This is a genomic window from Streptomyces sp. NPDC050743 (assembly GCF_044456925.1).
GTDB lineage: Bacteria > Actinomycetota > Actinomycetes > Streptomycetales > Streptomycetaceae > Streptomyces.
In genome coordinates this window covers 43914-57156 of sequence record NZ_JBITGJ010000037.1, presented here as the reverse complement: position 1 = coordinate 57156, position 13243 = coordinate 43914, and the positions used below count along the sequence as shown (strand labels likewise).

The 13243-nt window shown below is 66.9% G+C and carries 8 protein-coding genes; all 8 read left to right on the top strand.

Features of this window, described 5'->3' with window-relative positions; genetic code table 11:
• Positions 1-170 precede the first annotated feature (170 nt).
• Positions 171-605, top strand: coding sequence for a 50S ribosomal protein L11 (gene rplK / locus ACIBJF_RS29655; RefSeq protein ID WP_030345386.1), 435 nt, complete (start codon positions 171-173; stop codon positions 603-605).
• Positions 606-707: 102 nt separating this feature from the next.
• On the top strand, positions 708-1433 hold the full coding sequence (rplA, locus tag ACIBJF_RS29650) for a 50S ribosomal protein L1 (protein ID WP_351802214.1): 726 nt from the start codon (positions 708-710) through the stop codon (positions 1431-1433).
• Positions 1434-1599: 166 nt separating this feature from the next.
• Entirely contained in the window at positions 1600-2556 is a 957-nt protein-coding gene (locus tag ACIBJF_RS29645; RefSeq protein WP_399178238.1) for a hypothetical protein, read from the top strand.
• Positions 2557-2853: 297 nt separating this feature from the next.
• Entirely contained in the window at positions 2854-3384 is a 531-nt protein-coding gene (gene rplJ / locus ACIBJF_RS29640; protein WP_055706208.1) for a 50S ribosomal protein L10, read from the top strand.
• Between the two features lie 112 nt (positions 3385-3496).
• Entirely contained in the window at positions 3497-3883 is a 387-nt protein-coding gene (gene rplL, locus ACIBJF_RS29635; RefSeq protein WP_055706209.1) for a 50S ribosomal protein L7/L12, read from the top strand.
• A gap of 569 nt (positions 3884-4452) precedes the next feature.
• Positions 4453-7938 carry a DNA-directed RNA polymerase subunit beta gene (gene rpoB / locus ACIBJF_RS29630; protein ID WP_399178235.1) on the top strand — a complete coding sequence of 1162 codons (3486 nt, stop codon included), beginning with the start codon at positions 4453-4455 and terminating at the stop codon, positions 7936-7938.
• Positions 7939-8036: 98 nt separating this feature from the next.
• On the top strand, positions 8037-11936 hold the full coding sequence (locus ACIBJF_RS29625) for a DNA-directed RNA polymerase subunit beta' (protein WP_399178233.1): 3900 nt from the start codon (positions 8037-8039) through the stop codon (positions 11934-11936).
• Positions 11937-12869: 933 nt separating this feature from the next.
• Positions 12870-13241, top strand: coding sequence for a 30S ribosomal protein S12 (gene rpsL / locus ACIBJF_RS29620; protein ID WP_003948652.1), 372 nt, complete (start codon positions 12870-12872; stop codon positions 13239-13241).
• Positions 13242-13243 lie beyond the last annotated feature (2 nt).

Below are 13243 nucleotides of genomic sequence, written 5' to 3'. Positions count from 1 at the left end.
TCCATTTCTGGACGTCGCTCTTCCGCGCAGGTCAGGCGGGCTGTCTCAGCCGGTCTGACCTGCTCGGTTTTTGGCCGCGCATCTATACCCGTTATCGTTGTGCGGTATGCCTGCGTCAGGATCGCGATCCTCGCGCGGGCATGGACCCGAATGAAAGGACCCGGAGAGCTATGCCTCCCAAGAAGAAGAAGGTCACGGGGCTCATCAAGCTCCAGATCCAGGCCGGTGCCGCCAACCCGGCCCCGCCGGTCGGCCCCGCGCTGGGTCAGCACGGCGTGAACATCATGGAGTTCTGCAAGGCCTACAACGCCGCGACCGAGTCGCAGCGCGGTTGGGTCATCCCGGTGGAGATCACGGTCTACGAGGACCGCTCCTTCACCTTCATCACCAAGACGCCGCCGGCCGCGAAGATGATCCTCAAGGCCGCGGGCATCGAGAAGGGCTCCGGCGAGCCGCACAAGACCAAGGTCGCCAAGATCACCGAGGCGCAGGTCCGCGAGATCGCCCAGACCAAGATGCCCGACCTGAACGCGAACGACCTGGACGCCGCCGCGAAGATCATCGCCGGTACCGCGCGTTCCATGGGCGTCACGGTCGAGGGCTGACCCCCACCCACCCAGCAGTCATGCGGCCGTAGCCGGTCGCACGTGGCAGGGCCTGCTCGGCCCAGGGACCACGACTCCTTTCAGAACACACAGGAGCAAGTTGTGAGCAAGCGCAGCAAGGCTCTCCGCGCTGCGGACGCCAAGGTCGACCGGGAGAAGCTGTACGCCCCGCTCGAGGCCGTCCGTCTCGCCAAGGAGACCTCCACGACCAAGTTCGACTCCACCGTCGAGGTCGCCTTCCGTCTGGGTGTCGACCCGCGCAAGGCCGACCAGATGGTCCGTGGCACCGTGAACCTTCCGCACGGCACCGGTAAGACCGCCCGGGTCCTGGTCTTCGCGACCGGCGACCGTGCCGAGGCCGCGCGTGCCGCGGGCGCCGACATCGTCGGCGCCGACGAGCTGATCGACGAGGTCTCGAAGGGCCGCCTGGACTTCGACGCCGTCGTCGCCACCCCGGACCTCATGGGCAAGGTCGGCCGCCTCGGCCGCGTCCTCGGCCCGCGTGGTCTGATGCCGAACCCGAAGACCGGCACCGTCACCCCCGACGTCGCCAAGGCCGTCACCGACATCAAGGGCGGCAAGATCGAGTTCCGCGTCGACAAGCACTCGAACCTGCACTTCATCATCGGCAAGGCGTCCTTCGACGACGCCAAGCTGGTGGAGAACTACGGCGCCGCGCTGGAGGAGATCCTCCGTCTGAAGCCGTCCGCCGCCAAGGGTCGCTACATCAAGAAGGCCGCCATCACCACCACGATGGGCCCCGGCATCCCGGTCGACCCGAACCGCACCCGCAACCTCCTCGTCGAGGAGGACCCGGCCGCCGTCTGAGCCGTCCGCTCACCCCGGTAGCCGCGTCAGGTACGCGTGAGTAAAGGGCGGGCCCCGCAACCTTCGAGGTGCGGGGCCCGTCCTTTCTTTGTGCGAGCTTTCGTACGACTGTCAGTGGCCTGAGTTACCGTGCAGGACACACGAGTTGGCATAGGGGTGGGAACAGATGAAGAGCACGACCGTGCGCCGTACGGCCCTGTCCACGGCCGCTGCCGCCGCACTGATCTCGGTGGCGGCCTGCGGCTCCTCCTCCGGGCCGGGCAAGGGGAGCAAGGCAGCCGGCGGTGACACGCTCCACATCAGCCCTGTCGCCGCCGTGCTGCGCACCGCCGAGCGGTCCACCGACAAGGCCGAGTCGGTCACGGTGCGCTCCAGCACCTCCCTGGGCACTCTCATGTCGCTGACCGCGAACGGCGCCGTGTCCTGGGCCGGCGGCCTCAAGGGTGACCTCACCATCGCCTACACCGGCGGCAAGCTCGGCGAGGCCATGCGCAAGGCAGGCACGCCGTCCTCGGAGGCCCGGTATCTGCCGGACGCCGTCTACGCGAAGATGGGCGGCAAGTTCGCCCAGCAGACCGGCAAGCACTGGATCCGGTACAGCTACGCGGACCTCACCAAGATCACCGGCGGCGCCACGCCCAACCTCCAGGACCAGGCACGGACCACCACGCCGAACCAGTCGGTGCAGATGCTGCTGGCCTCGCGCGACGTGAAGAAGGTCGGTGAGGAGGAGGTCTCCGGCGTCCGCACCACGCACTACGCCGGCACCATCGACGTCGCCGACTTCGCCCGCAGGAACGGCAGCCTGAGCGCCGGCCGACTGGCCGACCTCAAGCGGCAGCTCGAGAAGACGGGCATCACCACGGAGACCCTCGACATCTGGATCAACGACCAGAACCTGCTGGTCAAGAAGACCGAGAAGGCCAACACGGCGTACGGCGCCATGACCAACACCACCTACTTCAGCGACTACGGCGTGAAGGTCTCCCCCGAGGCACCCCCGGCGAGCGACACCAAGGACTTCAAGGACCTGATGAAGTCCCTCGGTGCCCCCGGCTCGGGCAACTCGTCGAGGGGCTCCGCCACCAGCGTTCCCGGGGCCGGCACCGGCATCAGCTCCTGACCCCGCGGGGGCCGGGGCCCGATTTGCTCGACGGTGCCCCGGTCCCGTACTCTCTTCCAGAAGCCAAAGACCGCTGGTCGTTGCCGTGCGCTCGTACGAGGGTGCGGTGGCCGAAGGATCCGCTGAAAAGTGGGCGACCCGCGCAGGTGACAGTGGAAGAACTCCCGGAGTGCGCGCGCGGAGCGCGTGTGCGGCCGGTCGAGTCCGCCCCGTGCGCCTGCGCCGGGGCGTTTCGTTTTCCCCAGTCCTCCTTCGGGTCCGCGCGGTCCGAATCACCCGGAAGGAGGCCGAGGCTCTATGGCGAGGCCCGACAAGGCTGCCGCGGTTGCGGAGCTGACGGACAAGTTCCGCAGCTCCAACGCCGCCGTGCTGACCGAGTACCGCGGTCTCACCGTGGCGCAGCTCAAGACGCTGCGCCGGTCGCTCGGTGAGAACGCCCAGTACGCCGTGGTGAAGAACACGCTGACCAAGATTGCGGCCAAGGAGGCCGGGATCACGCTGGAGGACCAGCTCTTCGCTGGCCCGACGGCCGTCGCCTTCGTCACCGGTGACCCGGTGGAGTCGGCGAAGGGTCTGCGTGACTTCGCCAAGGACAACCCCAATCTCGTCATCAAGGGCGGTGTCCTCGAGGGCAAGGCCCTCTCCGCCGACGAGATCAAGAAGCTTGCGGACCTCGAGTCCCGCGAGGTTCTGCTCAGCAAGCTGGCGGGTGCCATGAAGGGCAAGCAGTCCCAGGCTGCCGCGCTCTTCCAGGCGCTTCCGTCGAAGCTCGTCCGCACCGTGGACGCGCTTCGCGCCAAGCAGGCCGAGCAGGGCGGTGCCGAGTAATTCGGCTCGCTTTCTGACCCGCGCCGACGGCACGGGTCGCAGCGGGCCGACGTACGCCCGCCACATCCAGTACATCCGGCACCTGCCGATTTGAGTGGAAGGATCGCCCATCATGGCGAAGCTCAGCCAGGAAGACCTGCTCGCGCAGTTCGAGGAGATGACCCTCATCGAGCTCTCCGAGTTCGTGAAGGCCTTCGAGGAGAAGTTCGACGTCACCGCCGCCGCCCCGGTCGCCGTGGCCGCCGCCGGCGCCCCGGGTGCCCCGGCCGCCGAGGCCGTCGAGGAGAAGGACGAGTTCGACGTCATCCTCACCGGCGCCGGCGACAAGAAGATCCAGGTCATCAAGGTCGTGCGTGAGCTGACCTCCCTGGGTCTGAAGGAGGCCAAGGACCTCGTCGACGGCACCCCGAAGCCGGTCCTCGAGAAGGTCAACAAGGAAGCCGCCGACAAGGCTGCCGAGGCCCTCAAGGGCGCCGGTGCCTCCGTCGAGGTCAAGTAAGACCTTCCGGGTCCCCAGGACTCGACTGCGCGCCGGAAACAGTCCCGTGGGGCTGTAACGCGAGCGTACCGAAGGGCGATCATCCATCTGGGTGGTCGCCCTTCGGCGTTCCCCGGGTTCCGGCCTGGGCTACCTTGCACCTGTGTTCGTGAGGGGTAAGGTGATCTTCGTCGTGTCTCCGGACGGCGGGGTTCCGCCTGGGAGCCCTTGACGAACCGCACGCAGCGCGCAATTCTCAGGACGCGTCGTCACAAGGATCCGAATCCGAGGCATGGATCGACGACGAAGAGGGCAGTATCAACGTGCGTTGAGGGCAGGCATGCCGAGGGCGTTGACAAGAGTGGTGAGCACAGCGAGGGTCTCGACAAACCCGCACTGGACATCAGTGTGCCTAGTGGCTACACTGACCCTTTGCGCTGCCTGTTAGCTGTCCCCTGCCCGTCACCAGGGGTCTGCCCTCACTCGAGCACTGACGACAAAAGCTCCCTTGACCTGGGGTTTCTGTCTCTGTGTACGGGTGAGGGGCCGGTACGCGCGTAGTGAGTCCGAGCCCTCGGAAGGACCCCCTCTTGGCCGCCTCGCGCAATGCCTCGACCGCGAATATGAACAACGGCGCCAGCACCGCCCCGCTGCGCATCTCCTTTGCAAAGATCAAGGAGCCTCTCGAGGTTCCGAACCTGCTCGCGCTGCAGACCGAGAGCTTCGACTGGCTGCTCGGCAACACCGCCTGGCAGAGTCGGGTCGAGGAGGCTCTGGAGAACGGTCAGGACGTCCCCACCAAGTCCGGTCTGGAGGAGATCTTCGAGGAGATCTCCCCGATCGAGGACTTCTCCGGGTCGATGTCCCTGACGTTCCGGGACCACCGCTTCGAGCCGCCGAAGAACTCCATCGACGAGTGCAAGGAGCGCGACTTCACGTACGCGGCCCCGCTCTTCGTCACCGCGGAGTTCACCAACAACGAGACCGGTGAGATCAAGTCCCAGACCGTCTTCATGGGCGACTTCCCGCTCATGACGAACAAGGGCACCTTCGTCATCAACGGCACCGAGCGTGTCGTGGTGTCGCAGCTGGTCCGTTCCCCCGGTGTCTACTTCGACTCCACCATCGACAAGACGTCCGACAAGGACATCTTCTCCGCCAAGATCATCCCGTCCCGGGGCGCCTGGCTGGAGATGGAGATCGACAAGCGCGACATGGTCGGTGTCCGCATCGACCGCAAGCGCAAGCAGTCGGTCACCGTACTGCTGAAGGCGCTCGGCTGGACGACCGAGCAGATCCTCGAGGAGTTCGGCGACTACGAGTCCATGCGCGCCACCCTGGAGAAGGACCACACCCAGGGCCAGGACGACGCGCTGCTCGACATCTACCGCAAGCTGCGTCCGGGCGAGCCCCCCACGCGTGAGGCCGCGCAGACGCTGCTGGAGAACCTGTACTTCAACCCCAAGCGCTACGACCTCGCCAAGGTCGGCCGCTACAAGGTCAACAAGAAGCTCGGCGCGGACGAGCCGCTGGACGCCGGCGTGCTCACCACCGACGACATCATCGCCACCATCAAGTACCTGGTGAAGCTGCACGCCGGCGAGACCGAGACGGTCGGCGAGTCGGGTCGCACCATCATGGTCGAGACCGACGACATCGACCACTTCGGCAACCGCCGCATCCGCAGCGTCGGCGAGCTGATCCAGAACCAGGTCCGTACGGGTCTCGCCCGTATGGAGCGTGTCGTGCGCGAGCGCATGACCACCCAGGACGTCGAGGCGATCACGCCGCAGACCCTGATCAACATCCGCCCGGTCGTGGCGTCGATCAAGGAGTTCTTCGGCACCTCGCAGCTGTCCCAGTTCATGGACCAGAACAACCCGCTGTCGGGGCTGACGCACAAGCGTCGTCTGAACGCCCTCGGCCCGGGTGGTCTCTCCCGTGAGCGGGCCGGCTTCGAGGTCCGTGACGTGCACCCCTCGCACTACGGCCGCATGTGCCCGATCGAGACGCCGGAAGGCCCGAACATCGGTCTGATCGGCTCGCTCGCCTCCTACGGCCGGGTCAACGCGTTCGGTTTCATCGAGACCCCGTACCGCAAGGTCGTCGAGGGCCAGGTCACCGACGAGGTCGACTACCTGACCGCCGACGAGGAGGACCGCTTCGTCATCGCGCAGGCCAACGCGCCGCTGAACGAGGAGCTCCGCTTCGCCGAGGCCCGCGTGCTGGTCCGCCGCCGTGGCGGCGAGGTCGACTACGTCGGCCCCGAGGACGTGGACTACATGGACGTCTCGCCGCGCCAGATGGTGTCGGTCGCGACCGCCATGATCCCCTTCCTCGAGCACGACGACGCCAACCGTGCCCTCATGGGCGCGAACATGATGCGCCAGGCCGTGCCGCTGATTAAGTCGGAGGCCCCGCTCGTCGGCACCGGCATGGAGTACCGCTCCGCGGTCGACGCCGGCGACGTGGTCAAGGCCGAGAAGGACGGTGTGGTCCAGGAGGTCTCCGCGGACTACATCACCACCGCCAACGACGACGGCACGTACATCACGTACCGCCTGGCCAAGTTCTCCCGGTCCAACCAGGGCACGTCGGTCAACCAGAAGGTCATCGTCAACGAGGGCGACCGCGTCGTCACCGGCCAGGTGCTGGCCGACGGCCCGGCCACCCAGAACGGCGAGATGGCCCTCGGCAAGAACCTGCTCGTGGCGTTCATGCCGTGGGAGGGTCACAACTACGAGGACGCGATCATCCTGTCGCAGCGCCTCGTGCAGGACGACGTCCTCTCCTCGATCCACATCGAGGAGCACGAGGTCGACGCCCGTGACACCAAGCTCGGCCCCGAGGAGATCACCCGGGACATCCCGAACGTCTCCGAGGAGGTCCTCGCCGACCTCGACGAGCGCGGCATCATCCGCATCGGTGCCGAGGTCATCGCCGGTGACATCCTCGTCGGCAAGGTCACCCCGAAGGGTGAGACCGAGCTGACCCCCGAGGAGCGTCTGCTGCGCGCGATCTTCGGTGAGAAGGCCCGTGAGGTCCGTGACACCTCGCTGAAGGTGCCGCACGGCGAGACCGGCAAGGTCATCGGTGTGCGCGTCTTCGACCGCGAGGAGGGCGACGAGCTGCCGCCGGGCGTGAACCAGCTGGTCCGCGTCTACGTCGCCCAGAAGCGCAAGATCACCGACGGTGACAAGCTCGCCGGCCGGCACGGCAACAAGGGTGTCATCTCGAAGATCCTGCCGATCGAGGACATGCCGTTCCTGGAGGACGGCACCCCGGTCGACATCATCCTCAACCCGCTGGGCGTGCCGTCCCGAATGAACCCGGGACAGGTCCTGGAGATCCACCTCGGCTGGCTCGCCAGCCGCGGCTGGGACGTCTCCGGCCTCGCCGACGAGTGGGCCCAGCGCCTGCAGGCCATCGGCGCCGACCAGGTCGCCCCGCGCACCAACGTCGCGACCCCGGTCTTCGACGGTGCCCGCGAGGACGAGCTGGCGGGTCTGCTGCAGCACACCATCCCGAACCGCGACGGCGAGCGCATGGTGCTCCCGTCCGGCAAGGCGCGGCTGTTCGACGGCCGCAGCGGTGAGCCGTTCCCGGACCCGATCTCGGTCGGCTACATGTACATCCTGAAGCTGCACCACCTGGTCGACGACAAGCTGCACGCGCGCTCGACCGGTCCGTACTCGATGATCACCCAGCAGCCGCTGGGTGGTAAGGCGCAGTTCGGTGGCCAGCGGTTCGGCGAGATGGAGGTGTGGGCACTCGAGGCCTACGGCGCCGCCTACGCCCTCCAGGAGCTGCTGACCATCAAGTCCGACGACGTCACCGGCCGTGTGAAGGTCTACGAGGCCATCGTCAAGGGCGAGAACATCCCCGAGCCCGGCATCCCCGAGTCCTTCAAGGTCCTCATCAAGGAGATGCAGTCGCTCTGCCTGAACGTGGAGGTGCTGTCCAGCGACGGTATGTCCATCGAGATGCGTGACACCGACGAGGATGTCTTCCGCGCTGCGGAGGAGCTCGGCATCGACCTGTCCCGGCGCGAGCCGAGCAGCGTCGAAGAGGTCTGACGGGAGTCCGGCGGGGCCCTGACCCACAAGGGCCCCGCCGACCCCCAGGCCCCCGTTTCAGACCAATGACTTACGACCCTGAGAGGGATTGACGCATAGTGCTCGACGTCAACTTCTTCGACGAGCTCCGGATCGGCCTGGCCACCGCTGACGACATCCGTCAGTGGAGCCACGGCGAGGTCAAGAAGCCCGAGACCATCAACTACCGCACCCTCAAGCCGGAAAAGGACGGACTCTTCTGCGAGAAGATCTTCGGTCCGACCCGGGACTGGGAGTGCTACTGCGGCAAGTACAAGCGCGTCCGCTTCAAGGGCATCATCTGCGAGCGCTGTGGCGTCGAGGTCACGCGCGCCAAGGTGCGCCGTGAGCGGATGGGCCACATCGAGCTCGCCGCGCCCGTCACGCACATCTGGTACTTCAAGGGTGTCCCGAGCCGTCTGGGCTACCTGCTCGACCTGGCTCCAAAGGACCTCGAGAAGGTCATCTACTTCGCCGCGTACATGATCACGTACGTCGACGAGGAGCGCCGTACCCGCGACCTGCCCTCCCTGGAGGCGCACGTCTCGGTCGAGCGCCAGCAGATCGAGAACCGCCGCGACGCCGACCTGGAGGCCCGCGCCAAGAAGCTCGAGGCCGACCTGGCCGAGCTGGAGGCCGAGGGCGCCAAGGCCGACGTGCGCCGCAAGGTGCGCGAGGGCGCCGAGCGCGAGATGAAGCAGCTGCGCGACCGCGCGCAGCGCGAGATCGACCGCCTCGACGAGGTGTGGAACCGGTTCAAGAACCTCAAGGTCCAGGACCTGGAGGGCGACGAGCTGCTCTACCGCGAGCTGCGTGACCGCTTCGGCACGTACTTCGACGGCTCGATGGGTGCCGCGGCGCTGCAGAAGCGCCTGGAGTCCTTCGACCTCGAGGAGGAGGCCGAGCGTCTCCGCGAGATCATCCGCACCGGCAAGGGCCAGAAGAAGACCCGTGCCCTCAAGCGCCTGAAGGTCGTCTCCGCGTTCCTGCAGACGTCCAACAGCCCCAAGGGCATGGTCCTGGACTGCGTCCCGGTCATCCCGCCGGACCTGCGTCCGATGGTGCAGCTGGACGGTGGCCGCTTCGCGACCTCCGACCTGAACGACCTGTACCGCCGTGTCATCAACCGCAACAACCGTCTGAAGAGGCTCCTGGACCTCGGTGCCCCGGAGATCATCGTCAACAACGAGAAGCGCATGCTTCAGGAGGCCGTTGACGCCCTCTTCGACAACGGTCGTCGCGGCCGTCCGGTGACCGGTCCTGGTAACCGCCCGCTGAAGTCCCTCAGCGACATGCTGAAGGGCAAGCAGGGTCGCTTCCGTCAGAACCTGCTCGGTAAGCGAGTCGACTACTCGGCGCGTTCCGTCATCGTCGTCGGCCCGCAGCTGAAGCTGCACCAGTGCGGTCTGCCCAAGGCCATGGCGCTGGAGCTGTTCAAGCCGTTCGTGATGAAGCGCCTGGTCGACCTGAACCACGCGCAGAACATCAAGAGCGCCAAGCGCATGGTGGAGCGCGGCCGCACGGTCGTGTACGACGTCCTCGAAGAGGTCATCGCCGAGCACCCGGTTCTGCTGAACCGTGCTCCCACCCTGCACCGCCTCGGCATCCAGGCCTTCGAGCCGCAGCTGGTCGAGGGCAAGGCCATCCAGATCCACCCGCTCGTCTGCACCGCGTTCAACGCGGACTTCGACGGTGACCAGATGGCCGTGCACCTGCCGCTGTCCGCGGAGGCGCAGGCCGAGGCCCGCATCCTGATGCTGTCCTCGAACAACATCCTCAAGCCGGCCGACGGCCGTCCGGTGACGATGCCGACCCAGGACATGGTCCTCGGTCTGTTCTTCCTCACCACCGACGGCGAGATGCGTGACGTCAAGGGCGAGGGCCGCTCGTTCGCGTCCGTGGCCGAGGCGATCATGGCGTTCGACGCCGGCGAGCTGTCGCTGCAGTCGCGCGTGGACATCCGCTTCCCGGTGGGCACCATCCCGCCGCGCGGCTGGACCCCGCCGGTGCGCGAGGAGGGCGAGCCGGAGTGGCAGCAGGGTGACAGCTTCCGGCTGAACACCACGCTGGGCCGTGCGCTCTTCAACGAGCTGCTGCCCGAGGACTACCCGTTCGTCGACTACGAGGTCGGCAAGAAGCAGCTCTCCGAGATCGTCAACGACCTCGCCGAGCGCTACCCGAAGGTCATCGTGGCGGCGACGCTCGACAACCTGAAGGCGGCCGGCTTCTACTGGGCCACCCGTTCCGGCGTCACCGTCGCCATCTCCGACGTCGTCGTTCCCGAGGCGAAGAAGGAGATCGTCAAGGGCTACGAGGCGCAGGACGAGAAGGTCCAGAAGCAGTACGAGCGCGGTCTGATCACCAAGGACGAGCGCACGCAGGAGCTCATCGCGATCTGGACCAAGGCGACCAATGAGGTCGCCGAGGCGATGAACGAGAACTTCCCGAAGACCAACCCGATCTTCATGATGGTGAACTCGGGTGCACGAGGCAACATGATGCAGATGCGTCAGATTGCCGGTATGCGTGGTCTGGTGTCGAACGCGAAGAACGAGACGATCCCGCGTCCGATCAAGGCGTCGTTCCGTGAGGGCCTGTCCGTGCTGGAGTACTTCATCTCCACGCACGGTGCCCGTAAGGGTCTTGCGGACACCGCTCTTCGTACCGCCGACTCGGGTTACCTCACCCGTCGTCTGGTCGACGTCTCCCAGGACGTCATCATCCGCGAGGAGGACTGCGGCACCGAGCGTGGCCTCAAGCTCCACATCGCGGAGCGCGGTGCGGACGGCGTGCTGCGCAAGGCGAACGACGTCGAGACGTCCGTGTACGCGCGCTGCCTCGCCGAGGACATCGTCGTCGACGGCAAGGTGCTGGCCCCGGCCGGTACCGACCTCGGTGACGTGCTCATCGACGAGCTGGTCAAGCACGGCGTCGAGGAGGTCAAGACCCGCTCGGTCCTGACCTGCGAGTCCGCCGTCGGCACCTGCGCGATGTGCTACGGCCGTTCGCTCGCCACCGGCAAGCTGGTCGACATCGGTGAGGCGGTCGGCATCATCGCCGCCCAGTCCATCGGTGAGCCCGGTACCCAGCTGACGATGCGTACCTTCCACACCGGTGGTGTGGCCGGTGACGACATCACCCAGGGTCTGCCGCGTGTCGTCGAGCTCTTCGAGGCCCGTACCCCGAAGGGTGTCGCCCCGATCTCCGAGGCCTCCGGCCGCGTGCGGATCGAGGAGACCGAGAAGACCAAGAAGCTCATCGTCACCCCGGACGACGGCAGCGACGAGACGGCCTACCCGATCTCGAAGCGTGCCAAGGTCCTGGTCAGCGAGGGCGAGCACGTCGAGGTGGGCCAGCAGCTCACCGTGGGTGCCACCAACCCGCACGACGTGCTGCGCATCCTGGGTCAGCGTGCCGTCCAGGTCCACCTGGTCGGCGAGGTCCAGAAGGTCTACAACTCGCAGGGTGTGTCGATCCACGACAAGCACATCGAGATCATCATCCGGCAGATGCTGCGCCGTGTGACGATCATCGAGTCCGGCGACGCCGAGCTGCTGCCCGGCGAGCTGGTCGAGCGCTCCCGCTTCGAGCAGGAGAACCGTCGTGTGGTCCAGGAGGGCGGTCACCCGGCCTCCGGTCGTCCGCAGCTGATGGGTATCACCAAGGCCTCGCTGGCGACGGAATCCTGGCTGTCGGCCGCCTCCTTCCAGGAGACGACCCGAGTCCTGACGGACGCGGCGATCAACGCCAAGTCCGACAGCCTCATCGGCCTCAAGGAGAACGTCATCATCGGTAAGCTCATCCCGGCCGGTACGGGTCTGTCCCGCTACCGCAACATCCGGGTCGAGCCGACCGAGGAGGCCAAGGCCGCGATGTACTCGGCCGTCGGCTACGACGACATCGACTACTCGCCGTTCGGCACCGGCTCCGGCCAGGCCGTCCCGCTGGAGGACTACGACTACGGTCCGTACAACCAGTAAGCGAGCAGCTTGAACCGAAGGGCGGTCACCCCGTGGGGTGGCCGCCCTTCGGCGCTCTCTCGGCGAGGACGTGCCGTCCCCGCAGGCGCGTCCGACTCAAGGCGGCGTAGCCCGGCGGCCGGCCGCACGTGCGGACACCGAGGGACAGCTCCCGCCGGCCCAGGCCGGCATCACCACCAGGCTGCGCAGCGCGGTGGCGTGCCAGCCCCGGCCCAGACAGCGGCGGGGTGCGCATCTCGATGGTCGTGTGCGGCTCCGGCTTGGGCGCCGGCAGTGCGCAGGCGCCCCCGGTGGGCGCGGGAAGCCGTGCTCAGGCCTTCCGGAGTCGTGCGTCCAGTGGGTGGCTGTGTCGGTGCGTTTCAGGCGTTCCAGGGCCGCGGGGACGCGTCCCGCAGGCCCGGGACGCCGGCCAGGCGCTCTGCTTGCCAGGGTGGGCCCGATCGTCGGGCGTGCGCCTGCTGGGCCACCTGTGGCCCCCGCCCGAGACCGCCCGCAACAGGGACGTGCGTCACAGGCACGCCGTCTCCCCGAGCGGTGACCGACCCCCGCGATCCCGCGAGCCGCCGCCCCCCGGATGGCGGTGCGGGCAGTCGTGGGATTCGATGGTGTTTGAGTCGCTTCGGGTACCGGTACCCGGCAGCAAGTGGGGCGTTGCGCGGCGCAAGGGCTTGACAGCGTGGCCGACGTGATAGAGGCAGGCTCCATTTGTTTTGACCACAGCGAATGAGGTAGGTACGCTCAGACCTTGTGCCTGGGGTGTGCCCTGGCTCTCGTGCGTGCCTTCAGACCGCATGGCGAGCTATGAGCGGCCACCGTAATCTGTGCTCTTTTCGCCTTGCGGCGGGAGTCCGCCGGATTCGACACACCCGACCGCGTGGGTCGGCGAAGTTCCAGGTTAGCTGTACCCATCGGCACACAGAAACCGGAGAAGTAGTGCCTACGATCCAGCAGCTGGTCCGCAAGGGCCGGCAGGACAAGGTCGAAAAGAACAAGACGCCCGCACTCGAGGGTTCCCCTCAGCGTCGTGGCGTCTGCACGCGTGTGTTCACGACCACCCCGAAGAAGCCGAACTCGGCCCTCCGCAAGGTCGCGCGTGTGCGTCTGACCAGCGGCATCGAGGTCACCGCTTACATTCCGGGTGAGGGACACAACCTGCAGGAGCACTCCATCGTGCTCGTGCGCGGCGGCCGTGTGAAGGACCTGCCGGGTGTTCGCTACAAGATCATCCGCGGTTCGCTCGACACCCAGGGTGTCAAGAACCGCAAGCAGGCTCGCAGCCGTTACGGCGCCAAGAAGGAGAAGTAAGA

Bases quoted from the DNA above. Each gene is read 5' to 3' on its own strand.
- rplK (WP_030345386.1), top strand. From the start codon at position 171: ATGCCTCCCAAGAAGAAGAAGGTCACGGGGCTCATCAAGCTCCAGATC.
- ACIBJF_RS29645 (WP_399178238.1), top strand. From the start codon at position 1,600: ATGAAGAGCACGACCGTGCGCCGTACGGCCCTGTCCACGGCCGCTGCC.
- rplJ (WP_055706208.1), top strand. From the start codon at position 2,854: ATGGCGAGGCCCGACAAGGCTGCCGCGGTTGCGGAGCTGACGGACAAG.
- rplL (WP_055706209.1), top strand. From the start codon at position 3,497: ATGGCGAAGCTCAGCCAGGAAGACCTGCTCGCGCAGTTCGAGGAGATG.